Here is a 23057-nt window from a genome sequence, read left to right as displayed (position 1 = left end):
TGTTCCATGCAAGAACGTAAGCGAGTTGTCATAATCGGCGGAGGCATAACGGGGCTTACCGCCGCTTATTATTTGACTAAACAATCTCATAACATTGATGTGACCTTAATCGAGGCAACAGATCGTCTAGGTGGTAAAATAGATACCCTTAAAAAAGACGGTTTCACCATTGAACGAGGGCCGGATTCCTTCTTAGAAAGAAAAGTAGATGCCAAACAGCTTGTCCAGGATTTAGGGTTAGATGATGAATTAGTTCGAAATGCGACAGGCCAGGCGTTTATCTTATCTCAAGACAGACTTCACCCAATCCCAAAAGGCTCTAAAATGGGGATCCCTCTTGAATGGAAGCCATTTTTAAGATCATCTTTATTTTCTATAAGGGGTAAAGTAGCTGCTTTTAATGATTTAATAATAGGTCGATCTGAAGAGAACGGGGATCAATCTGTTGGTCATTTCTTTAGACGCAGATTAGGCAATCAAGTCGTTGACCGCTTAATACATCCATTAATCTCGGGTATTTATGCAGGAGATATTGATTACTTAAGCTTAAATGCGACGTTCCCTCATTTTAAAGAAGTAGAAGCTAATCATAAAAGCTTGATTAAAGGTTTACGGGAGTCAGATAATCAAACGAATAAGAAAAATCAGCAAGGTCAATTTATGACGTTGAAGTCAGGGCTTCAAACCATTGTCAATCAGATTAAAGCTGAATTGCCTCAAGAATCCATAAACTTAAATCAACGTGTCACTCACATTGAGAAAAAGAATGATTCTTATACGGTGCATATTGAACATCAGAATGAACCAATTGAAGCAGATGACATCATTATGACAACTCCGCACCGTGTAACTGAGAAAATCTTTAGTCAGTATGATTTTATTCATGACTTTTCCGATGCTAAAAGTACATCTGTTGCAAATGTTGCTCTAGCATTTGAAAAGGATGCCATTGATATCTTCCTCATGGGACAGGGTTTGTGGTATCTCGAAAAGAGCAATATCGAATTACAGCTTGTACTTGGACTCATAAAAATGGCCTCATACAACACCAGAAGGACACATTCTAGTTCGAGCGTATGTAGGAAAACCTGGTGACGAAGAAGTTCTTGAAAAATCGAATGAAGAGATTGAACAAATTGTACTTAAAGATCTGCAAACGATAATGGAGATTAATAAACCACCTTTGTTTAAAGTGGTCTCGAGATGGCATAACGCAATGCCACAGTATACTGTTGGTCACTTAGATCGCTTAGAAACACTTGAAAATAAACTTGCCGAACACCTTCCAAATGTCTATGTTGCTGGTGCTTCATATAGAGGTGTCGGGTTACCAGATTGCATCAAACAAGCAAAGTCTGTTGTACAACAAATTAAACAGAAGATGAATTAACTAGAAAAAGCTTCTTGATGTATGAACTATACCCCAGTTAGTGGACTGGTTAAAAAAAAGTCCCTAACTGGGGTTTACTATGTTATTTAACTATCACTGTTATAATGAATTTAATCGTAACTAGGACGCTTTATCAAGGAAGTAGTTCGTATATCGCAGTGGAAAGCGAAGTGTATTTCCACTGCTGGTTAAAATTAACGATAGAGGGAGTTTAACATTGAGTAAAACAAATTATAATGCTAACCAAACGGACCTACTCGATCAAACTCAAATGTTGCGGACTATTCATTGATTGTCGTGTTATTATTTTGATTACTTTTTGTATTTCAGCTTGGCCTGACACTCCTGCGGGAAAGCGAGCCAGGCGAGACCCCACAGAACGATACGTAGTGGCGTTCGAGAAGGCTCGCGGATCGCCCGCGGAAAGGGAAGGCCAAACCTGAAAGGTTAGCCCCAAGTGTCATTAAAAAGTTTTAGTAAAGAACCTAGACACGAAAAATTTGAAGAGCCAAAAAATGATCCCGAATCAGTATCGAGATCATCTTTTAGCTGTCTAGCTTTTTTAAACTGTCCACTTTTTAGAGTATAGTTCAGTAAAATCATCTAAGTGCTTTTTCTATGTTGAGGGATTGGTTAAATCTTGTTGATTCAGGTAATTATTAAATAATAGTTGAGCATTTCTCACATTTGTTTGTGTAGCAATCGGCTTGCTCTTCCATTTCCTTTTTACAAGCGGCACATTTTTTCTTAGGTAAATTTCTAAAGAACTGCATTGGTGAGATTAACATGAGATTCCTCCTCGTGTCCTTTTAATAATACTATACTGTATTAATACAGATTTGTTAACACCTTTTTCTGTTTTAGTACAAAAATAGGAGGTTAGACCTATATGGAAATGAAAATTGTTGGTTTTTGGGGTGCTTATCCAGAAAAAAAATGAAGCAACGTCATGCTATTTGTTGAAACATGACGACTACTCATTAATAATTGACTTGGGTAGCGGAGCATTATCTCGATTGCAAAACTATATCTCGTTAGATGAGATAGATGGTGTTGTTCTATCACACTTTCATCATGATCATATTGCAGACGTAGGGTCACTTCAGTACGCAAGTTTAGTTCAGAAGCAGCTAGGCAAGCGAACTCGTAAGTTACCGATTTATGCGCATCAAGATGACAAGCAAGCATTTCAAACGCTGAATCACCAAGCAACAGTCGGAACAGCTTACTATAATGGTCAGTCAATTGGTCCCTTTACGTTTAATTTTTTAAAAACGAAACATCCCAAACCTTGCTATGCCATGAGAATAGAATGTGAATTTAAATCTATTATCTATACAGCTGATACTGCTTATTTTAAAGAATTAGAAGACTTTTCTCGTGGAGCTGATCTGCTAATTGCAGAAACTAGTTTTTATAAAGGCATGAATGGTCAAAAAGCGGGTCACATGACAAGTGAAGAAGTAGGAAAGCTAGCGCATGCGGCTGGAGTCAAAGAATTGTGGCTGACGCACTTGCCTCACTTTGGCGATTTGAATCAGCTATACCTAGAAGCTGCTGAACAATTCTCGGGAACGATTAAACTAGCTCAAGAAGGCTTGACGTGGCGTAACAATTGAAGTTAATCGTAGAGTTATTTAAAATGAAAGAGGAGACTATAAAGGAGGATACATAAATGCTCTATTTTATTGATAACGAAAATATCACAGATCCATATATTAATCTTGCAATAGAAGAGTATGTTTTAAATCACTTAAATATTAGTGATGACCAGCAATATCTATTGTTCTATGTTAATGGCCCATCGATTATCATCGGTCGTAACCAGAATACGGTGGAGGAAATAAATACTGATTTTGTTGATGCGAATAATATCAAGGTCGTTCGTCGTCTATCCGGTGGGGGAGCAGTTTATCATGATTTAGGGAATTTAAACTTTAGCTTCCTGGCAAAAGATGAAGGTGATAGTTTTAGTAATTTCGCAAAGTTTACTCAGCCTGTTGTCGATGCGCTTCAAAAATTAGGGGTGGACGCAGAACTATCAGGCCGTAATGACTTAACTGCTTACGGGCGTAAAATTTCAGGTAATGCACAGTTCACGACAAAAGGCCGTATGTTCAGTCATGGAACGTTAATGTTTGATTCTGAAGTTGAGAATGTTGTATCATCCCTTAAAGTTAAGTCGGAGAAAATTCGTTCTAAAGGGATTAAATCAATACGCAGCCGTGTAGCGAATATTTCTGAGTTTCTAGATGACAAATTGACCATGGACCAGTTTAAAGAAGTATTATTAAAATATATCTTTGATGTGGAAGATGTTAAAGACGTACCTCGCTATGAGCTTAAAGAAGAGGACTGGAAAAAAATTAACGAGATATCAGAAAATCGCTATCAAAAATGGGAGTGGAACTATGGCCGTTCGCCTAAGTTTAACATCCAGCATTCGAAACGAATTGAAGGCGTCGGATCATACGATGTTCGTTTAGATGTTAAAAAAGGAGTTATTGAAGATGCAAACATTTTGGTGACTTCTTCGGAATCGGCGAGGTTTCTGAACTAGAAGATGCTCTAAAAGGAGTCAAATATGAGCGATCCGCTATTCAAGAAGCGACTAAAGATTTAGATATTCAGTTTTATTTAGGAAAAATAGAAGAAGAAGACTTCTTATCGTTGATTTATTAAGGTATGAACCACAGCCAGGTTGTTTGGCTGTGGTTTTGTTATATTTGAAAACATGCTAATTGATATAATAATAAATATCTTACAATTTTGAATTTAGAAAGCCCTTTCACTTGATGTATCAAGTCTAATAAATTATAATGAATTCAGAAAATAATGAATGATTATTCATTCATACTTGCAATCTTCGAGGGGGATTATACATATGAATCTTAGTGATCAGCTGTCGCTTACGGCAAAAGATAATTTGTCCAAAACAGCCTATGTGTTTAACGGAGAGGAAACAAATTATCAAACATTAGAAGGTTCAGTAACAAAATTTGCTTCAAGTCTAAAGGAGCTTGGTTACCAAAAGGGAGACCATATCGCATTAGTGGTAGGTAACACACCTCATTTCATCATAGGAATGTACGGTGCCTTACGTTTAGGTTTAAAGGTTATTCCAGTTAATCCTATTTATACTGCAGATGAAATCGCATATATCATTAACAATGGGGATGTAAAAGGTGTTATCACACTAGATGTCTTGATGGAGAAGTTTGAAAAGATGGACAAGCTGATTCCAAATGTGAAGCATTATATTGTGGGTGAAACAAGTCCTGATTACGACGTAAACCAATCAGAGCTTAATGAACGCGCATTTTCATTTACTAAACTTGTTCACGCAGGTAGTTTAGAGCTTGAACGCCCAACATTAAACGATGATGAAACGGCAGTTATTTTATATACATCAGGAACAACTGGCAAACCAAAAGGGGCCATGTTAACTCATAAGAATCTTTACTCTAATGCAAAAGACGTTGCAGAGTATCTACAAATTGGAGCTAATGATCGTGTTATTGCGGCTCTACCGATGTTTCACGTATTCTGCTTAACCGTCGCACTCAATGCTCCATTAGTTAGCGGTGCAACGGTACTTGTCGTTCCGAAGTTCTCGCCAGAAGCAGTATTTGAAATTACAAAAGAGCATCATGCAACGGTATTTGCTGGAGTGCCAACTATGTACAATTATCTATTACAGTATCCTAATGAAGAGGAAAAAAATTTCTCCTCCATTCGATTGTGCATCTCTGGTGGAGCTTCGATGCCCGTTGCTTTACTTGAGAAATTTGAAGAGCACTTTGATGTTCGTGTATCAGAAGGTTATGGCTTATCAGAAGCATCACCTGTTACTGCATTCAACCCATTAGATCGCCCGCGCAAGGCTGGTTCTATTGGTACAAATATTGTCAACGTGGAAAACAAAGTAGTTGATGAAAATGGACAGGAACTACCAAGAGGTGAAGTTGGAGAGCTAATTGTTCGAGGACCAAATGTGATGAAAGGTTATTATAAGATGCCAGAAGAAACGAATGCATCTATTAAAGATGGTTGGTTATATACGGGTGATATGGCACGCCAAGATGAAGATGGATATTTTTACATTGTGGATCGTAAAAAAGACTTAATTCTGGTTGGCGGTTATAATGTTTATCCTCGTGAAGTAGAAGAGGTATTGTATAGCCATGAGAAGATTAGTGAAGTGGCAGTCATAGGTGTTCCAGACCCTAACTTAGGTGAGGCAGTTGTTGCCTTTGTTGTCGCAACAGATGAATCTGTTAGCGAAGAAGATTTATTTAAACTATCAAAAGAAAAATTAGCAAAATATAAAGTTCCTAGCGAAATTAGATTCTTAGATGAACTTCCAAAAATACAACCGGAAAAATTTTAAGAAGAAGCTTGAAGGAACAACTCGCGACACAATAACAACGTAATCGCTTTCAAAATTCCCTAGTCAAATTGACTGGGGAATTTTTTTATGAAAAAAGGGTTGATTTCATTAATTGAAATCTCTATACTTGAAAACAATATTCCAAAAATGCTTTATTACATAAAAGCACACAAGCATAAAAGCGTTAAAAGAGGGGAGATTTTATTTATGAAAAAAATAGGGACATGGATTTTAATGATTGGTATTACTGTGATGCTTGCAGCATGTGGGACTTCTTCAGATGCAGAAAGCAGTGAGGATCGTAAAAGTGGTGAAGGTGAAGCATTAACCGTTGGGATCACACAAATTGTTGAACACCCTGCATTAAATAGAGCTACCGAAGGATTTAAAAAGGCTTTAAATGAAGCGGGGTTAAACGTCAATTTCGTTGAAGAAATTGCACAAGGAGATAACAACAATAATCAAATGATTGCGCAAAAGTTTGTTGGAGATGAAGTGGATTTAATATTTGCGAACTCAACTCCAAGTGCTCAAAGCGCATTAAATGAAACGAAGGACATTCCAATTGTTTTTACATCTGTAACAGACCCAGTTGGTGCAGGACTTGTTGAATCCATGAAACAACCGGGCGGAAATGTAACAGGAACAGCTGATATGCATCCTGAAACATTATCAAAGACTCTAGGTTTAATAAAAGATTTAGATAAGAAAACAGTTGGTCTGATCTATAATGCTTCTGAACAGAACTCAGTTTCTCAAGTTGAATCTGTTAAGAAGTTGGCAAAAGAAAAAGGGTTAGACACAGCAGAAGCAACCGTTTCTTCCTCTTCTGAAGTTAAACAAGCAGCTGAATCGTTAGTAGGAAAGGCTGATTCGTTCTTAATTATTACAGATAACACAGTGGTTAGCGCATTAGAGTCAGTGTTAATGGTCGGACAAGAACAAGACATTCCAGTTGTGGTCAGTGAACATGATTCAGTTAAGCGTGGCGGCTTTGCAGCATACGGATTTGATTACTTTGACATTGGACTCGAAGCTGGTCAAAAAGCTGTTCAAATTTTAAAAGAAGGTAAAGCTCCAGGTGAAATTCCAGCTGAACATCCACAGAACTTAAACTGATGATTAATAAAGAAGCGGCTGAAAAATGGGCGTTGAATTAACAGATAAGGTGAAAGAGAAAGCAGAAATTGTGACAACTGAGAAAGAGTAGAGGAGAATTCATATGGTTAGTGCATTATACGGCGCAGTAGAATCAGGATTAATCTACGCGATTATGGCTTTAGGTGTATACATTTCTTTTAGAATACTAGATTTTCCGGACTTAACCGTAGATGGCAGTTTTGTAACAGGTGGTGCTGTCACATCAGTCATGATTGTAGGCGGATCCAGTCCAATCGTTGCGACATTAGCAGGGGCGTTTGCCGGGCTGTTAGCAGGAATCATCACAGGACTCTTGCATACGAAAGGTAATATTAATCCACTACTTGCAGGGATTCTGATGATGATCGCCTTGTATTCTATCAACTTACGTATAATGGGTCAGCCGAATATCCCGATGTTAAATGAGACAACGCTCTTTACGATGATTTCACAAACGTGGACTAATTTGGCTCTAGACCAGGTGTTAATAGTCCCATTTAAATGGTTAGGAATTGCTAGCTATGCACCAAGTACGTTTTACGTCATTGTCTCTATGATGATCATCGTTTTAACGGTTAAAAAGTTACTAGATTTCTTTCTGCGTACTGAAGCGGGGATTACGCTTAGAGCAACGGGTGATAATCAAAGTATGGTAAAAAGCTTTTCAACCAATACGAATTTATATATTACGTTAGGTATGGGGCTTTCCAATGCTCTCGTTGCTTTAAGCGGCGCACTAATTGTTCAGTTCAACGGCTTTGCAGATGTGAACTTAGGTGTAGGGATGATTATTATAGGGCTAGCTTCGGTTATTATCGGTGAAGTCTTATTTGGAAAAGATAAAATCGTTCGGATGACTCTAGCGGTTATTTTAGGTTCAATTGTTTACCGCGCGATTTACGCACTGGCACTACGTGTGGATTTTCTAGAGGCTAGTGATATGAAGCTGATCACAGCACTGATTGTTATTTCAGCTTTAGTGTTACCGAACACCTTAGAGAAATCAAAAGCCAAACGCGAGTTTAAAAAATCGCAAAGACGCGCATTAAATCACAATCAGGAAGGAGGGGTCCAGCATGCTTCAGCTAAATAACATTTATAAAACTTTCTATCCTAATACTCCCGATGAACGTCGAGCGTTAAACAATATATCACAGAAGCTTAGTCCTGGTGACTTTGTTACAATTATTGGAAGTAATGGAGCAGGGAAGTCGACTTTACTTAACATGTTAGCTGGCACTCTCCTACCTGATGAAGGGAATGTCTGGATTGATGGGAAAGACGTTACGTCATGGCCAGAAGAAAAACGTGCTAAACTCATCGGACGCGTATTTCAAAACCCGCTGATGGGAACGGCACCCGGCATGACCATTGAAGAAAATATGATGATCTCTCTCGGCCGAACCCAAAACCGCAGCTTATTCTCTGGTATTACGAAAAAAACACGTCATCAATTTCGTGAACATTTGCAGACGTTAGAAATTGGATTAGAAAACCGGTTAAACTCTAAGGTCGGTCTACTATCAGGCGGTGAACGTCAAGCATTATCGCTGTTAATGGCAACTTTTACGGAACCTAAAATTTTGTTACTAGATGAACACACGGCCGCTCTTGATCCGTCCAAACAAGAACTCATTATTAAGTTGACAAAAGATTTGGTTGAAAAACAACAACTAACAACGGTGATGGTGACTCATCAAATGGAACAAGCCATTGAACTCGGAAACCGCTTGTGGATGATGGACGAAGGAAGCATTATTTTTGAAGCGAATGAAGAACAAAAACAAGATCTCACCGTGCCAGATCTACTGAATGAATTTGAAAAAGTTCGTGGTAAGCGAATGACAAGTGATAAGGCATTGCTGATGAAATAATTTACGGCTCAACTTTTTGGTTGAGCTTTTTTGTTGCTCACAACTATAAAAAGTGATTTCTATCTGTTTTTTACATTTATTTGGCTTTTAAGTAATCATTTTTTGAATTATTAAGCGGTTTTGGGTGAAAAATCTAATATTAGGTCATTTAACTTTTTTAGTCGATTTTTATATATTTTTTCTAGACATTTGTAGAAAGGAGAAATATTGGATGAAGTTTAACGATACACCACAAATCACTGGTAAGACGTTAGCGGTTTTACCTTACTATATGAATGATGATACATTGGGGTCTCGAGTAATGGAAAAGGACCGAGAGTACCATACTCATTTAAGTCCGAAAAATGTTGTAGATTTAGGATGCAAAGCACACGGGTCAGATCTTAGAGGACGACTAAGTGGTGCACAATACGTGACCGGATTTAGCCGCAAAACTCCAATAGCGATTGACACGTATAATAAACTTTATTTTTTTCCAACTTCTTCGCCAAACTCTAATGAATGTGTGTGGATTTGTTATAATCATATTTTGTACATTGAAAAAGTTAAAACAAAACTAACGCGTGTTCACTTCAGCAATGGCCAAAGCCTACTGGTTAATATTTCTTATTTGTCTCTCAATAACCAGATCCAAAACAGCGCAGTTTCGAAACTTACTTGAGCAACGGATTAATAAGCTTCAGAAAGAAATTGAGCATGACCTTTTAGAGCTTCAATCATAAGCTCCTGATAGATGTTTTCAACCTTCTTTCGGACGGCGGGGTTGAAATACCGTCGTTCTTCTTCATAACCTCTTACGATAAATAAGTACGTTGAAAAGGTGTCGTTCTTTTGAATATAAACGACATCCATTTTGCCTTTCCTCATTTTTTCTCTTAATCGTCTTCGCTCATTCTTTGCGATTTGTTCCATATGTCTTAATAATTTTAAATAGGGTTCCTTTATTTTAAATGCTCCGTTTTCTATATGTGTTATGTCTTTTTCGAGTACAACAATAGCCATGGATAAAAATAAAAGCGTGAAGTTATGTTAAATTCTTCTTCAGTTAAATAACGCATGGTGTTCATCCCTCCACAATATAATCGAACGTATGTTCTATTATATGCAATTGTGTTAAAATATTCAACATAACTGTGCTATGCAAAGTGTGTGAAATTGATATAAATAGGAGTTAGACGTAGCAGAGATAGGGGCTAAACTCATGAATAAGGAATATTCTAATCTTGATGAACTTAAAGAAATGATGTCCGATTCCGTTGTCGGAAACTTTATTATACAATTACTCGAATTTTATGGAAGTTTTGGGCCGATACCAGGCCTGCTCCTGCCGTTTATAGAAGCGTTTTTACCTTTTTTACCTGTGATTGTGTTTATACTAGCTAACTCAATCGTATATGGTTTAATTTTTGGCTTCTTGTTTTCTTGGGTGAGTGCGTCAGCTGGTGCCATTTTAGTTTTTATCTTAATTCGTAAGTTAGAAAAGAAATTCCACTGGGTTGAACGTTTAAAAGAACAGAAACAAGTTAATCGAGTGATCTCATTTTTTGACCGTCATGGATTTGGACCGATATTCTTATTATTATGTTTTCCATTTTCACCATCAGCCATTATAAACGTGGTAGCAGCTTTTACGAGCATTTCCATTCAGCAGTTTATTCTTGCAGTCTTATTAGGTAAAGCGGCGATGATCTTTTCAGTTTCATTCGTTGGTGACAGTATTGCATCATTTGCCCAAAACCCAATGAGGACTATTATCGTAGGGGTTGCGATTGGACTGTTTTGGCTGATAGGTAAGTATATAGAAAAGCGCATTCAAGCATCTGCTGATCGAGCAAGACGTGAAGAAGTGAATGAAGATGATTAAGGGGGATTGGCATGGCTTTAGAATTTATTTTAGGACGTTCAGGGTCGGAATTTGGTCATTATATTTTAAATGAGATCACCGAGGAGATTAAGCAAGATCCACAAGGTGATCCTATTTTTATTTGGTGCCAGACCAAATGGCTTTCCAGCAAGAGTACGATCTCATTAGGCAACCAGGTGTGAAAGGTTCTATTAGAGCTCAAGTGTTTAGTTTTTCACGTCTTGCTTGGTACATTTTTAACGAAGTAGGCGGAGCAACTAAACCGTTTATTTCTTCAACAGGTATTCAAATGATGTTAAGAAAGCTTGCTGATGAGCATAAGGAAGAACTCATGGCTTTTCAGGAAGCGACAGATAAACAAGGCTTTATTGACCATTTAGAGAAGATGATTACAGAGCTTAAACGTTACCGAATTACGCCTCAAACATTACATAGCGTACTAATGGAAATGTCCAAGTTTCAGCACACTCATCCAAATGAAGTGGCGCTTAAGAATAAATTAAATGACCTTGCGTTAATTTATTATGAACTAGATCAGCAATTAAGAGGGCATTATATCGATCATGAAGATCAGCTCGAGTTGATGGTAGAAAAATTCGTGAAACAGGAATATTGAGTCAGTCTACGATTTATATAGACGGATTTCATCGATTCACTCCGCAAGAATATTATGTGCTTGAAGCTTTAATGAAGTATGCCAAAGACATCAAAATTACATTAGTGCTTAACCCTGGAGTGTCTGATGGCAGTGAATTAGACTTATTCTATCAAACGAAGACAACCTATGACACGATTATAGAAATTGCTGAAAATGAAAGCATTGAAGTAGAAGAACCATACTATTTATCTCCTCAGTTAAGGTTTAAAGGAAATCGAGGTCTCGAACATTTAGAGAGATATTTTGAGACGCAGCCGGTTCCGCCTTTTGATGGCGAAGAAGCTCCTGTTAAACTTGTTGAGGCGGTTCACCCACGTGCAGAGGTGGAAGGGGTAGCTCAAGAGATTTCGAGATTAGTTCGTGATGAAGGCTATCGCTACCGAGATTTAGCTTTGCTTATTAGGCAGCCTGAAGTCTATCATGATCTGATTGAAACCATTTTTGAAGATTACCAAATTCCTGTTTTTGTTGATGAAAAGAAAACGATGCTGAACCATCCATTTGTTGAGCTGATTCGAACAGGGTTAGAAGTGGTTGAAAGTAACTGGCGATACGATGCAGTCTTTCGATTATTAAAAACGGGTTTTGTTTTGCCAACTGATGACGAGCACCCCCTGAATGAAGAAGCGATTGATACGTTAGAGAACTACGTTCTTGAATATGGGATCAGAAGAAGTGATCACTGGTTAACGAAGGAAAGGTGGCCATATCAACGTTTTACAGGTCTTGACTTGCGTGGTCAGACGGATGATGAGAAAGAAATAGAGGATCAAATTAACGCTTACCGGAATCAAGTTGTTCATGCGTTAAAAGATTTTGACCAAAACATCCGCGGGGCTAACACTGTCTCAGAAAAATGCCAAATTATTTTCCAATGGTTAGAACATTTAGATGCTCCTAGGTCTTTAGAAAAATTACGCGATCAATATGATGATGCTGGACGTGTTGAGACGGCAAGAGAACAAGAACAGGTCTGGCAGGCTGTAATGGAACTGTTTGATGAGATGGTTGAAATAATTGGTGAAGATCAAGTTTCTAATGAATCATTTTTATCAATTGTTGAAGCGGGATTTGACACGTTAACTTTCGCTCAGGTTCCACCAACGATCGATCACGTGATTATTGGGAGTGTAGAACGTTCGCGTCTGTCTGATGTGAAAGTTGGATTTGTTCTCGGGGCGATTGAAGGGGTTTATCCGCTTAAGCCACCTGGTGAAGGCATGGTAACGGATGATGAACGACTTGTGTTAGAGGAACATGGCATATCGTTAGCAGATCGAGCTGACCGGGTCTTGCTTGATGATCGTTTTTATATGTATATTGCCTTTACGCTTGCGTCTGAAAAACTTTGGATTAGTTATCCCTTAAGTGATGAAGAAGGTCGTTCTAAAGTTCCAGCTCCAATTGTGAAACGCCTTCAGACGATGTTTCCTCAAGCAGAGCGCAAGTTTATTATGGATGATGAAGATGAAGAGGATCCAATGCGTTTTTATTACGAATCAGGAAAAGTCTCGCGCTATTTTAACAGCGGAGCTATCGAAGTTTTTAAGAGGTTATCCGGTTCATGATGTTTATTGGGATACGCTTCATTGGTATGTGGAGCATGAAATTAAGAATGGTATTACGAACCGTGTACTCCAAAGTTTATTTTATAGACCTAAACCTGAACAGCTTAATGAAAAAACGGTTGAACAGTTGTACGATCAAACGATTCGGTCAAGCGTCTCAAGGCTTGAGACATATCACCAGTGTTCTTACCGATATTTTGCGCAATATACGCTTGGTTTAAATGAACGAAGCACATTCCAACTCGCAGCACCGGATATTGGGCAGCTATTTCATGAATCGTTACGAGCCATTACGGAATGGGTGTATCAGGAAGGGAAAGCATTTTTTGAATTAACTGATGAAGATATTAGGGCTTATGCACGCAGAGCTGTAGAGAAGTTAGCACCCGTGCTCAATCATCAAATTTTATTTAGCTCGAATCGTTATAAGTATATTTTAAGAAAGCTTGAACAAGTCATCATACGAGCTACAAATGTACTAGCTTATCAAGCAAGACATTCTGAGTTTGCGCCTACTGGAATAGAGATTGGGTTTGGACGGAGGCATAAATTACCGCCACTTCAGCTCAATTTACCAAAGGGTTACCAGCTAGAGCTTAGTGGGCGTATTGACCGAGTTGATCAAGCTGAAATTGATGATCAGCTATATTTAAGAATCGTAGACTATAAATCTAGCCAAAAGGATTTAAGCTTAGTCGATGTATATTATGGATTGGCTTTACAGATGTTGACGTATCTTGACGTTGTGTTAACCCATTCAACCAAATGGGTTGGAAAACAAGCAGAGCCTGCGGGCGTTTTATACTTTCATGTGCATAACCCTACGATATCTGACCCTAAGGAGGCAGATGATGAAGCGCTTGAGGAAGAGATGATTAAAGCTTTTAAGATGAAAGGCTTACTCTTAGAAGATGAAGATGTTGCAAAGGCGATGGATCAATCGCTTGAGTCGGGAATGAGTAAAATTGCGCCTTTTGGTGTTAAGAAGGACGGTTCATTTAGAAGTGGATCGAAAACGGTTGACCAAGAAGTTTTCCAAAGAATGAACAAATACGTCAGACATGTGATGATGAATGCCGGTAATGAAATTGTAAATGGAGAAGTAAAGCTCAATCCGTATCAAAAGAAAGATTCGGTTGCTTGTACGTATTGTCCGTTTCAATCGGTATGTCAATTTGATCCTACGTTAGATGAACACGAATATCGCCGGCTAAAAGAGGATTCTGATCCAGCCATGTTAGAGAGAATTCTAAAACGAGAGGAGGAGTTGTAAATGAAGTGGACTCAGGAGCAGGAACTTGCGATTTATGAAGATGGAAAGGATATACTAGTTGCAGCAGCTGCTGGTTCCGGAAAAACGGCTGTCTTAGTAGAACGAATCATTCAGAAAATGTTACGCGAGGAGGAACCTTATAATATTGATGAAATGTTAGTGGTAACCTTTACGAATGCAGCAGCACAGGAGATGAGAACTCGCGTTGGTGCGGCGATTGAAAAAGCACTGCAAAGCAACCCTAATTCGCTCCATCTCAAAAAACAATTGTCTTTGCTGCAACGTGCGAACATTTCAACTCTTCACTCGTTTTGTATGGATGTCGTTAGAAAATATAGCTATCAATTGGATTTAGATCCAAGTTTTCGCATTTTAGATGACACCGAAGCAGAACTTTTAAGAAATGATATTATTCAAGAGGTTTTTGAAGAGTGGTATGGAAAAGAAGGAGAAGAGCAAGAAGCATTCTTTCGCTTTGTCGACAGTTTTTCAAATGACCGAGATGATGCAAAAGTTGAAACACTCGTTTTGAAAATGTATGAGTTTGCGATGCAAAATCCTTGGCCTTATGAATGGCTAGAGCAAGTCCAACAAACATATAACTTAAATGAAGATGCGACGTTAGATGATTTGCCATGGATGCCAATTGTACGTGAAGATATTAAAGAAAATCTACAGGCAATGTTATTTGATGTCAATCAAGCTCTTGATCTAGCGCAAGATGTTGGGGGACCTGAGCATTACGTGCCAACTATTTTAGAAGATAAAGAGCAGATAGAACAGGTTATGGAATATGTAGGTGCACCTTGGGACGATCTGCGCGGGGTCGCAAAACGGAATGAGAAATTCGGAGCTCTCTCTAGGAAGAAAGTAGAATGCGACGAAACGTTAAAAGAAGCAGTCAAAGACATTCGAAACCGTTATAAGGAACGCGTGAAGAAATTAAACGAACGTTGGTTTAATCGTCAATCTAGTTCGTTAATGACTGATTTACACCAACTTAAGCCACTAATCGATCAATTAGTTGTATTGGTTAAACAGTTTCATAAACAATTCCAGCAGGCTAAGAAGAATCAGGCGATGGTTGACTTCTCCGACTTAGAGCATTACTGCTTAGAAATTTTACTAGATGATAAAGCAACACCTGAACATTTAACAGGGTCGGCAGTTGCCAAGCAGTTCCAACATCAATTTAAAGAAGTGCTAATAGATGAATATCAAGATACCAATTAGTGCAAGAAACCATTTTGCAATTGGTCACACAAGGTGAACAAGCAGGAAACTTGTTCATGGTGGGTGATGTAAAGCAAAGTATTTATCGCTTTAGACACGCCGAACCTACGTTATTTATGAACAAGTATCGTCATTTTAAATTAGAAGAGGATCCATCTCTAAGAATTGACCTTGCAAGAAATTTCCGTAGCCGTAAAGAAGTATTAGATTCCACGAACTATATTTTTCGGCAGTTACTTGATGAGCAAGTAGGGGAAATGGTTTATGACAAGGATGCAGAACTCATTTATAGTAATCAGGTTTATGAACAACTAACCACGAGTGATGTTGATACGGAGCTTCACATTATTACGCAAGATGAGTTAGAAGATGACGCCGTTTCAGATGAATGGAAGTATATTGAGAAAGCTCAGCTCGAAGCACGAGCATATGCTGAAAAGATTCAGAGGTGGATTGGAACTAAAGACGACAACCCTATGCAAGTCATCGACAAAGAAACTGAACAAATCCGAAATCTTCAATACCGAGACATTGTCATCTTAATGCGGTCCATGACGTGGGCAAGTGTTATTGTTGAAGAGTTAAAACAATTGGGTATTCCTGTTTATGCGGATATTTCATCAGGTTACCTTGAGGCGATGGAAGTACAGATTATGCTAAATGTCTTGAAAACAATTGATAATCCTCAGCAAGACATTCCACTTGCAAGTGTGCTTAAATCGCCTATAGTTGGTTTATCTGAAGATGATTTAGCTAATATACGCCTTCACGGTAAGAACCAGCCTTATTACGTGGCGATGAAAAATTATATCCGTATTGGTGAAAACGAACTCGTGATACGTAAACTCGAAGCCTTTATGCATATGTTTGAATCATGGCGTGAAGAAGCACGGTATGGCGCCTTATCCAAACTTATTTGGCGGATTTACCGTGATACTGGTTACTTTGAGTTTGTTGGGGGAACACCTGGCGGCAAGCAGCGACAAGCAAACCTAAGAGCTTTGTACGATCGCGCCCGTTCGTATGAAAGTACGTCATATCGAGGTTTATATCGATTTTTAAGATTTATAGAACGAATGGAAGAACGGGGAGAGGATTTAGCATCAGCTCGTGCACTAGGTGAGCAGGAAGATGTCGTACGAATGATGACAATTCATAAAAGTAAAGGTCTTGAGTTTCCTGTTGTGATCTTAGGTGCTGCCGACAAAGGATTTAATGAAATGGATTTTAAGTCTCAGTACTTGCTTCATAAAGACCATGGTTTTGGGCCCAAGTATATGGATGTTGATAAACGTTTAATGTTTACATCGTTTCCTTTTGAAGCGATTAAAGTAGCATTAAAACGCGAAATGTTAGCTGAAGAAATGCGTATTCTTTATGTTGCCTTAACGCGTGCGAAAGAAAAACTAACCATTGTCGGCACGGTAAAAGATTTTGATAAACGTTTAGCCAAGTGGAATGAAGTGTCATCCCATTTAGAGTGGGTGTTACCACCACACATTCGAACAGATCAAGCGACGTATTTAAACTGGATTGGCACCGCTCTGGTAAGGCATGAGCTGGCTGAACCAATTCAAATAAATCCAGTTCACTCAACTGTACCTTCTACTATTAGGCAAGATGATTCAAAGTGGAAGATTCACGTGCAGCATGCGAGTCATTATATGGAACCCGAATGGATTACGGTAAAACGTAATGATGAATTACAACAGGTTATTGAAGAGTGGAACACTTCACATATTCAAACTAAATCAAATCATTACGAAGAAGTGGACCGCCGTTTAAACTATGTGTACCAGCATCAGGGAGCAGCCTATCGCCGGGCAAAACAAACTGTTACGGAGTTAAAACGTTTAAGGCAAGTTCCAGATGATTATAGTAGTACAGAATTAGTTAAGAATCAGCCAAAAATGAGGTTCCAACGACCACGTTTTATGCAGAAGGATTCTAAAAAACTTACAGCTACTGAAATTGGTAGTGCCATGCATACCGTAATGCAGCATTTACCGTTCAGAAGAGAATGGACGAAAGTAAGTTTAATTGAATTTGTAGACGGTTTAGTTTTAAAAGAAATCTTACGAGAGGAAGAGGCAGAAGTTATTGACTATGATGCGATCCTTTCTTTCTTGAAACATCCAATTGGACAAAAGCTAACTTTATCAAAAAATATTAAACGAGAGCTACCGTTTACGATGGAACTCCCGGCCTCAGAGGTTTATCCGGATTGGAATGATCCCGGAGAAGAATCGGTTATTATACAAGGTGTGATCGACTGCCTCTTTGAAAACGAGGACGGTTGGTATTTATTAGATTACAAAACAGATTCTATTTTTGGCGAATTGACTGATCAAAAGGTTTCGGAATTAGAAGAACGTTACGCTGTTCAAGTCGATCTATACAAACGTGCAGTTGAAACCATTTGGGGGGTTGAACTACAGCATGTTTATCTTTACTTCTTTGAAAGAGGGCTACTTCTAGAACATTAATAAAACAGTTCAATTTTGGATTTACCAAAATTGAACTGTTTTTTATATTAATTGTAAGACTAAATTCAAAGTCTTCTCATCTGTGTCAATCTTAACTTTATTGCTTAATTCCCGATTAAGTTGTCTAAAGTAAGGTTTTATATCCTGAATAGTGCGCATAATTGATCATCTCCTTTATTACTTAATTCGAGCTTAACCCCTAATTTCCTTTTAAAAAATGAAGCACGCTCATTTCTCACATGAGCGTGCAACTTTACGCATTGCCTGCGACATTTTGGTCATTGACATCGGGGTCAAATGGATTGGTTGAACTTAATAAATTATTGGTGCATATAAAATCACCTGTATTTAATGAACCAGAGCCGGCATTCGTTTTTCCTGAACTTTTGGGTGCTATATAGAATGCATCGCCAAAGTTTACAGTCCCACCGCCGACACTGTTTATTTTTAATGGCCCTACAATAGAAGGCATGTTTTCACCTACTTAACAGTTTAGTTATATAAAGCCTTTTAGTCGTTCTGTAAAATTCGTTTGTGCCTGACAATACTAATAGCTTTTCCGTGATCGAAAGAGCCTACATGAAGAACAGATGATCCCGTAATCCCAATCGTTTGAATCGTTTTCACTCGAATTGGATGATTGCCCGTTCTATTCACGTTTATCTTTACGGGTTTTAAGAACTTTGGAAGTGGTTCTTTAATAATGGTTTCGTCATCTGTAATATAATCTTTTATGAATATAGGGTTCTCCTTTTGTACAGCTCTCGCAATCGAGAATGGATAAACCCCCGTGCTATCACCAATCTGAAGTGTGGCGCTAAATTCAATCGAATTACAATATAGGCTGCCAACTTTTGAATCTCTCATTTAGGTTCCACCACTGACAGGTCCAAACGGAAATACATTCTCAAAAACATAGGATTCAGGTGGTGTGTCAAAGCGTGATGCTAATTGAAGATGTTCGATGTCTCCTATGATAAATAAGGATGAGGTTGAGACACCGTCCACATCAATATGCTGCACGCTAAGTTCATCATTATATATATTAACGTTCATCTTCGTCATTCTCCTTTAATTGTTTTAAAAAGAGATCGACTCCTTGAGTGACTTCTTTTTGAATATGCTTAATTAGAGCAGGTATTTTTTCACGATCAATAATCATTCTTCCATTTTGTTCCATGCTAGCTGTGTGCTCTTTAATGCGTTTAGGCAGTTGTTTTATTATATCTTGAATAATAAAAAGCTTTGTTTTTGATCGAGTTCAATCTCATTTTCGTTGGCAAATTGACTTAGAGATTCTGGAAGGTCCTTTCTAATAAAAGGAATTAGCTGATTGTAAACCTGCTGTTCCATAGGGGTTAAAGTTTCCTCAGATGTTTCTGTTGGTAAATCGAGTTGTTCAAAAGGTAAGTCTTCGTGAGGAGTTAGACCAATATTTAGAGTGCCTTCAAGCGTTTCAATTTTAAGCTGTTCAAAATTATATTCGATCGTTTCAGCTACTCTATTTGATTTATTTTGCTGTTCAATTAATTGATCTATTTTTTCATTTAACTGGTTAATTAATGCAGATTGTTGATTGATTTTTTGCTCTAAGTAAGCTAATTGTTGCCAAAGTGACTGTATTTGCTCCATACTAACTCCTCCTTACGCTTTACTAATAATTTATGTGCTAACGCCTAATTAGTGAAAGGTATGAAGGGCATTTCTATCGTCGAACTTTCACCTTCAGGCTCAGCTTCTTCTGCAGGCCCTGTGAATTCACCAGTATTATAAGCATTGGCTACTGCTTGAATCGAACCAGAACTACCCACTTGAAGAACAGAAGAATTAGTAATGGACCCAACTTTTAAAAAATTGAATATAGATTTGTTGGTGTATCGTTAACCCCATTTCTGACACCTCATTAATCGATTTGATCTTGATCATAAACAATCGTATCTGATTGCCCTAATTGAACACGAATGCCATCGCCAGTATTAAATGAGCCACCACCAGCATACGTTTTTGCTGAACTTATTGGTTGAAGGTAATAAGCATCACCGATATGAAAAACGCCAGAAGATGAAACAGAATTTACTTTAACAGCTCCAACGAATGCAGTCATTGTGTTAACCCCTTTCAACTTAATATATGAATGGAAAAAGAGAATTGTTATAAGGAACTAGTTGAATCATTTGTTATAATATTTGGAAAGAGGTGACGTTTAATGGAACCAGTTAGTCCAACTAGAAAACGAAATGAGTCAATTGATGCTATAAGGGGATTTTCGTTATTTGGGATTTTATTAGTAAATTTACTTAGCTTTCATTCACCGCATTTTATGTATGGAGGTTTAAGGGATTTTTATAGTAACGGTTTTGATGCAATTACGCTAGGTTTTATTGACATATTTGCACAGGCGAGTTTTTACCCATTGTTTTCAATGCTGTTTGGAATCGGTATTTATATGATGTATGAACGCCTTCATGCTCAAGGAAATAATGCAATGACAGTTTTAAAACGAAGAATGCTAATTTTAGCAAGCTTAGGTCTTATTCATGGTTTATTTATTTGGTACGGTGATATTTTACTTACATACGGGGTAATCGGTTTGTTGAGTTTACTATTTATTAAGAAACCTAGTCTAAGCCTTCTGAAATGGTCTTTATCACTATTATTAATTGGCGCTACCATTTTGGTGCTTATATCATTTCCAGTTCGAGAACAATTAGAACAAATGAGTGTAAGTGAAGCTGGCATTCAAGTGTCTTATGATCACTATACAGGGAATTTACAAGACGTGATGAAACAAAATTTAGCAGACTGGAAGTATTCGAATGATCCTTTTATGTGGGTCTTTTCACTTTTTAATATTCTACCGCTGTTTCTATTAGGTATGTTTTTACAAAAAAGGGGATGGCTTCAGTCACCGGATGATCATTCTTCTAGTATTAAACAGTGGTTGATGTTTTCATTTCTATTATTTATTACGATTAAAGTCAGCCCGTATCTATTTGGCAACCCGCTTTGGTTCGAGAGTGTACAGGATACCATTGGTGGTTCGGCGTTAAGTGTGGTGTACCTCTTAACTGCATTATTATTTTTTAATAGCAGGAATGCTCAAATGATTAAAAGAATACTATCCAATGTTGGTAGATTATCTCTATCCAATTATTTAATGCAATCCTTATTTAGTATTTTCATATTTTATGGAATAGGACTTAATTTGTATGGAAAACTTCATGCATTTACTCTTGTAATCATCGCTTTGGTTATTTATAGTTTTCAATTGTTATTTAGCAGTTGGTATATTAAAAGGTTTCATTACGGGCCGTTCGAGTGGCTGTATCGTTCATTAACCTATGGTCAGCGCCAGCGGTTTATTAAAAAGGGTGATTAAATGAAACGTAAATGGTTATTAGGTGAGTCGGAGAAGTGGGTTAATGAAGGAATCATTAGACCTGAACAACGGACAGCTATCATGAATAGGTATCAACAACAAGATCGTTTACCACTAATGTTTTTTCTATCAGCATTATTTATTGGCTTAGCTTGTTTAAGTTTAGTGGCCGCAAATTGGCAGGTGATCCCTGAATTAATACGCATGCTGGTCATCATCTTATTTTATTTGCCTTTTATATGTTAGGTCATGTGTTTGAACAGAAAGGCAAACTCAATATGGAGTCTTTTGCTATATTGTTGCTCTAATGGTCTTTGGTGCGGGGATTTTCCTAACGGGACAGATGTATCATTATACCATGAATAATGTGTTTGCTTTTATTGTATGGGGGCTAGCTGCATTTTTACTTTATACGAGTCGCCCAAATATCATGATTTATTTAACAGGTCTAGCCATTGTGACTACTGGAACGATTTATGGCTTGTCAAATATGCATGCGTTTGATTGGTGGCTATTTGCGTTATTCATCGTCGCATACGGAAGTGTTGTTTGGACTCAAAAACGACTTATGATTTCTTATATATTTTCTATTGCTTATTTAATTCAGTTATTAGGCTTTACGCTTGATCAGCTTAATGAATTTTATTGGTTTGGACTCTTTATTTTATTACTATATGTAGTTGGGTTAATCATTAAAACTCACCCAATTAGCCAACCGTTTCAGCGAGTGTCATTATTAGCAATGTTTATTTTTGTGCTGATTCAGACAATGTTAATGGAACTTTCGTTTAACCCGGAGCATCACACTGTATATTATATTGTGTTGCTTTTACTGATTATTTTGGTGCTATTATTAGTTATCACCGTTATGATCTCTTAAAATCGTTACAGTTGGTTATCTTTTTGCCAGTTTTTGCGCTAAATGATGGGGCGCAATTAAGTGCTTATATAGTCTTATTTATATTTTCCATCACAACCCTACTTGATGGCTATCAGAAACACGATGATCGGAAGTTCCATATCGGTACAGCAACTTTCCTAATTACAACATTCCTAGTTTACATGCAAGTCGCTTGGGGTTTTCTCAATCAATCGTTATTTTTCTTCGTCGGCGGAATCATCTTATTTATAATCGGTTTCCTATTAGAAAGAAAACGAAAAAGTCATGGCCGGACAGAAACGAGAAGGTGGTGTGTAGAATGAGGCGTCTTCTGAAGTTGATTAAGAAGAATTTGTTTATCATAGTTATTTTGCTACAAGTCTTGTTTTTAGCGGTCATGGCTGGGCTAAATTATGTTGCACAAGAATTGGTTATGTCATTTATTTAGAAACTGAACCCTATGATCCGAGGGATGTGTTTTATGGTGATTATGTTCGTTTAAATTATGACATCGAAACTATTCATCCACCATATTGGTTTGGAAGTGAAGATGTAAAACAAAATAAAGTCATAAATGTATTGTTAAAACCAGACGAACGAGGAATTTACATCGTGAAGGCCGCATCGGATAAAAATCTTGACCCTCAAGGAAGTGAAGTCGTTATGACAGCTCGCTACTTGTATAAGGATCACGAGAATATAAGGCACGTTACTTATGGTATTGACCGTTATTATATTGAAAACGGAACTGGTGAAAAATACAATTCTATGGATGAGATGCTTGTTACGGTGGCGCTATCACCATGGGGGCAGAAGAAGATTTTAAAAGTTGAGGAAATGAATAAATAGAGGCTGGGACAGAATAAAAATAGTTAAATAAAACCGAATATTGAGTGTTATTTGCCTAGTCAAAATGCGTAGA

The 23057-nt window shown here is 37.7% G+C and carries 20 protein-coding genes and 6 pseudogenes; 18 read left to right on the top strand and 8 right to left on the bottom strand.

The genetic code is table 11. The features are described from left to right. Positions 1 to 6 precede the first annotated feature (6 nt). Positions 7 to 1390: pseudogene (gene hemY, locus JCM13188_RS14370) on the top strand (protoporphyrinogen oxidase). Between the two features lie 659 nt (positions 1391 to 2049). Here the strand turns inward: hemY and yhfH are convergent. After that, entirely contained in the window at positions 2050 to 2178 is a 129-nt protein-coding gene (gene yhfH, locus JCM13188_RS19560; protein ID WP_279401914.1) for a protein YhfH, read from the bottom strand. 129 nt (positions 2179 to 2307) lie between these two features. Between yhfH and JCM13188_RS14365 the strand changes: the two genes are divergently transcribed. The 7 genes and pseudogenes from JCM13188_RS14365 to JCM13188_RS14335 all read left to right on the top strand — a co-directional run bounded on the left by JCM13188_RS14365 (position 2308) and on the right by JCM13188_RS14335 (position 9455). Continuing rightward, a complete protein-coding gene (locus tag JCM13188_RS14365; RefSeq protein WP_369405068.1) occupies positions 2308 to 3009 on the top strand; it encodes an MBL fold metallo-hydrolase in 702 nt (233 codons plus the stop codon). 56 nt (positions 3010 to 3065) lie between these two features. Beyond that, a pseudogene (gene lplA / locus JCM13188_RS14360) lies at positions 3066 to 4072 on the top strand (lipoate--protein ligase). 202 nt (positions 4073 to 4274) lie between these two features. Next, a pseudogene (locus JCM13188_RS14355) lies at positions 4275 to 5815 on the top strand (fatty acid--CoA ligase family protein). Positions 5816 to 5987: 172 nt separating this feature from the next. Further along, positions 5988 to 6990: pseudogene (locus JCM13188_RS14350) on the top strand (ABC transporter substrate-binding protein). A gap of 12 nt (positions 6991 to 7002) precedes the next feature. Then, on the top strand, positions 7003 to 8013 hold the full coding sequence (locus tag JCM13188_RS14345; protein WP_054754699.1) for an ABC transporter permease: 1011 nt from the start codon (positions 7003 to 7005) through the stop codon (positions 8011 to 8013). Beyond that, positions 7997 to 8794, top strand: coding sequence for an ABC transporter ATP-binding protein (locus JCM13188_RS14340; protein ID WP_054754698.1), 798 nt, complete (start codon positions 7997 to 7999; stop codon positions 8792 to 8794). Before JCM13188_RS14345 ends, JCM13188_RS14340 begins: the two co-directional genes overlap by 17 nt. Positions 8795 to 9005: 211 nt before the next feature. Further along, entirely contained in the window at positions 9006 to 9455 is a 450-nt protein-coding gene (locus JCM13188_RS14335) for a competence protein ComK (protein ID WP_054754697.1), read from the top strand. An 8-nt stretch (positions 9456 to 9463) separates the two neighbouring features. On the opposite strand, the gene JCM13188_RS14330 is transcribed toward JCM13188_RS14335, so the two are convergent. Beyond that, positions 9464 to 9796: a YhjD family protein gene (locus JCM13188_RS14330; protein ID WP_369405067.1), complete on the bottom strand. Its 333-nt coding sequence runs from the start codon at positions 9794 to 9796 to the stop codon at positions 9464 to 9466. 199 nt (positions 9797 to 9995) lie between these two features. On the opposite strand from JCM13188_RS14330, the gene JCM13188_RS14325 reads away from it, so the two are divergent. The 4 genes and pseudogenes from JCM13188_RS14325 (at position 9996) to addA (ending at position 17876) form a co-directional block, all read left to right on the top strand. Continuing rightward, positions 9996 to 10658 carry a TVP38/TMEM64 family protein gene (locus JCM13188_RS14325; RefSeq protein WP_054754696.1) on the top strand — a complete coding sequence of 221 codons (663 nt, stop codon included), beginning with the start codon at positions 9996 to 9998 and terminating at the stop codon, positions 10656 to 10658. Positions 10659 to 10669: 11 nt separating this feature from the next. Next, positions 10670 to 14157 (top strand): annotated as a pseudogene (gene addB / locus JCM13188_RS14320) (helicase-exonuclease AddAB subunit AddB). Continuing rightward, a complete protein-coding gene (locus JCM13188_RS21375; protein ID WP_369405066.1) occupies positions 14158 to 15390 on the top strand; it encodes a UvrD-helicase domain-containing protein in 1233 nt (410 codons plus the stop codon). Next, a complete protein-coding gene (gene addA, locus JCM13188_RS14315; protein ID WP_369405065.1) occupies positions 15390 to 17876 on the top strand; it encodes a helicase-exonuclease AddAB subunit AddA in 2487 nt (828 codons plus the stop codon). The genes JCM13188_RS21375 and addA overlap by 1 nt, the downstream gene beginning before the upstream one ends. Positions 17877 to 18129: 253 nt before the next feature. Here addA and JCM13188_RS14310 read toward each other — a convergent pair whose 3' ends face one another. The 6 genes and pseudogenes from JCM13188_RS14310 to JCM13188_RS14285 all read right to left on the bottom strand — a co-directional run bounded on the left by JCM13188_RS14310 (position 18130) and on the right by JCM13188_RS14285 (position 19980). Further along, on the bottom strand, positions 18130 to 18348 hold the full coding sequence (locus JCM13188_RS14310) for a spore germination protein (protein ID WP_054754695.1): 219 nt from the start codon (positions 18346 to 18348) through the stop codon (positions 18130 to 18132). Positions 18349 to 18386: 38 nt separating this feature from the next. Beyond that, complete coding sequence (locus JCM13188_RS14305) at positions 18387 to 18743, bottom strand: spore germination protein GerPE (protein WP_054754694.1); 357 nt, start codon at positions 18741 to 18743, stop codon at positions 18387 to 18389. Then, a complete protein-coding gene (locus tag JCM13188_RS14300; RefSeq protein ID WP_054754693.1) occupies positions 18744 to 18932 on the bottom strand; it encodes a spore germination protein GerPD in 189 nt (62 codons plus the stop codon). Continuing rightward, positions 18922 to 19508 (bottom strand): annotated as a pseudogene (gene gerPC / locus JCM13188_RS14295) (spore germination protein GerPC). The gene JCM13188_RS14300 and the pseudogene gerPC overlap by 11 nt, the downstream one beginning before the upstream one ends. Positions 19509 to 19552: 44 nt before the next feature. After that, the gene (locus tag JCM13188_RS19555; protein WP_279401912.1) at positions 19553 to 19687 is read right to left on the bottom strand and encodes a spore germination protein GerPB; all 135 of its coding nucleotides are present in this window, start codon (positions 19685 to 19687) and stop codon (positions 19553 to 19555) included. A gap of 92 nt (positions 19688 to 19779) precedes the next feature. Beyond that, positions 19780 to 19980 carry a spore germination protein gene (locus tag JCM13188_RS14285; RefSeq protein WP_054754691.1) on the bottom strand — a complete coding sequence of 67 codons (201 nt, stop codon included), beginning with the start codon at positions 19978 to 19980 and terminating at the stop codon, positions 19780 to 19782. Positions 19981 to 20082: 102 nt separating this feature from the next. Here JCM13188_RS14285 and JCM13188_RS14280 point away from each other — a divergent pair, with 102 nt between their 5' ends. From JCM13188_RS14280 to JCM13188_RS14260, 6 genes are all read left to right on the top strand, one after another. Continuing rightward, positions 20083 to 21255, top strand: a complete 1173-nt coding sequence (locus JCM13188_RS14280) for a DUF418 domain-containing protein (RefSeq protein WP_054754690.1) — start codon at positions 20083 to 20085, stop codon at positions 21253 to 21255. After that, positions 21256 to 21501: a DUF2157 domain-containing protein gene (locus JCM13188_RS14275; protein WP_054754689.1), complete on the top strand. Its 246-nt coding sequence runs from the start codon at positions 21256 to 21258 to the stop codon at positions 21499 to 21501. 61 nt (positions 21502 to 21562) lie between these two features. Next, positions 21563 to 22135: a hypothetical protein gene (locus tag JCM13188_RS14270; RefSeq protein WP_054754688.1), complete on the top strand. Its 573-nt coding sequence runs from the start codon at positions 21563 to 21565 to the stop codon at positions 22133 to 22135. A gap of 23 nt (positions 22136 to 22158) precedes the next feature. Continuing rightward, complete coding sequence (locus JCM13188_RS14265) at positions 22159 to 22458, top strand: hypothetical protein (protein WP_054754687.1); 300 nt, start codon at positions 22159 to 22161, stop codon at positions 22456 to 22458. Further along, positions 22455 to 22583: a hypothetical protein gene (locus JCM13188_RS19550; RefSeq protein ID WP_279401911.1), complete on the top strand. Its 129-nt coding sequence runs from the start codon at positions 22455 to 22457 to the stop codon at positions 22581 to 22583. The genes JCM13188_RS14265 and JCM13188_RS19550 overlap by 4 nt, the downstream gene beginning before the upstream one ends. Then, positions 22562 to 22984, top strand: coding sequence for a GDYXXLXY domain-containing protein (locus JCM13188_RS14260; RefSeq protein WP_500796500.1), 423 nt, complete (start codon positions 22562 to 22564; stop codon positions 22982 to 22984). The genes JCM13188_RS19550 and JCM13188_RS14260 overlap by 22 nt, the downstream gene beginning before the upstream one ends. Positions 22985 to 23057 lie beyond the last annotated feature (73 nt).

It is taken from the genome of Piscibacillus salipiscarius JCM 13188 (assembly GCF_001311865.1).
In the GTDB taxonomy this organism is placed as follows: Bacteria; Bacillota; Bacilli; order Bacillales; family Alkalibacillaceae; genus Piscibacillus; species Piscibacillus salipiscarius.
Note: the sequence above shows the minus strand (reverse complement) of the source record. Positions and strands in the feature narration are given on the sequence as shown.

Excerpts from the sequence above, each read along its gene's own strand:
- yhfH (WP_279401914.1), bottom strand. The coding sequence starts at position 2,178 with ATGTTAATCTCACCAATGCAGTTCTTTAGAAATTTACCTAAGAAAAAA.
- JCM13188_RS14345 (WP_054754699.1), top strand. The coding sequence starts at position 7,003 with ATGGTTAGTGCATTATACGGCGCAGTAGAATCAGGATTAATCTACGCG.
- JCM13188_RS14340 (WP_054754698.1), top strand. The coding sequence starts at position 7,997 with ATGCTTCAGCTAAATAACATTTATAAAACTTTCTATCCTAATACTCCC.
- JCM13188_RS14335 (WP_054754697.1), top strand. The coding sequence starts at position 9,006 with ATGAAGTTTAACGATACACCACAAATCACTGGTAAGACGTTAGCGGTT.
- JCM13188_RS14330 (WP_369405067.1), bottom strand. The coding sequence starts at position 9,796 with ATGGCTATTGTTGTACTCGAAAAAGACATAACACATATAGAAAACGGA.
- JCM13188_RS14325 (WP_054754696.1), top strand. The coding sequence starts at position 9,996 with ATGAATAAGGAATATTCTAATCTTGATGAACTTAAAGAAATGATGTCC.
- JCM13188_RS21375 (WP_369405066.1), top strand. The coding sequence starts at position 14,158 with ATGAAGTGGACTCAGGAGCAGGAACTTGCGATTTATGAAGATGGAAAG.
- JCM13188_RS14310 (WP_054754695.1), bottom strand. The coding sequence starts at position 18,348 with ATGCCTTCTATTGTAGGGCCATTAAAAATAAACAGTGTCGGCGGTGGG.
- JCM13188_RS14305 (WP_054754694.1), bottom strand. The coding sequence starts at position 18,743 with ATGAGAGATTCAAAAGTTGGCAGCCTATATTGTAATTCGATTGAATTT.
- JCM13188_RS14300 (WP_054754693.1), bottom strand. The coding sequence starts at position 18,932 with ATGAACGTTAATATATATAATGATGAACTTAGCGTGCAGCATATTGAT.
- JCM13188_RS14285 (WP_054754691.1), bottom strand. The coding sequence starts at position 19,980 with ATGACTGCATTCGTTGGAGCTGTTAAAGTAAATTCTGTTTCATCTTCT.
- JCM13188_RS14280 (WP_054754690.1), top strand. The coding sequence starts at position 20,083 with ATGGAACCAGTTAGTCCAACTAGAAAACGAAATGAGTCAATTGATGCT.
- JCM13188_RS14275 (WP_054754689.1), top strand. The coding sequence starts at position 21,256 with ATGAAACGTAAATGGTTATTAGGTGAGTCGGAGAAGTGGGTTAATGAA.
- JCM13188_RS14270 (WP_054754688.1), top strand. The coding sequence starts at position 21,563 with ATGGTCTTTGGTGCGGGGATTTTCCTAACGGGACAGATGTATCATTAT.
- JCM13188_RS19550 (WP_279401911.1), top strand. The coding sequence starts at position 22,455 with ATGAGGCGTCTTCTGAAGTTGATTAAGAAGAATTTGTTTATCATAGTT.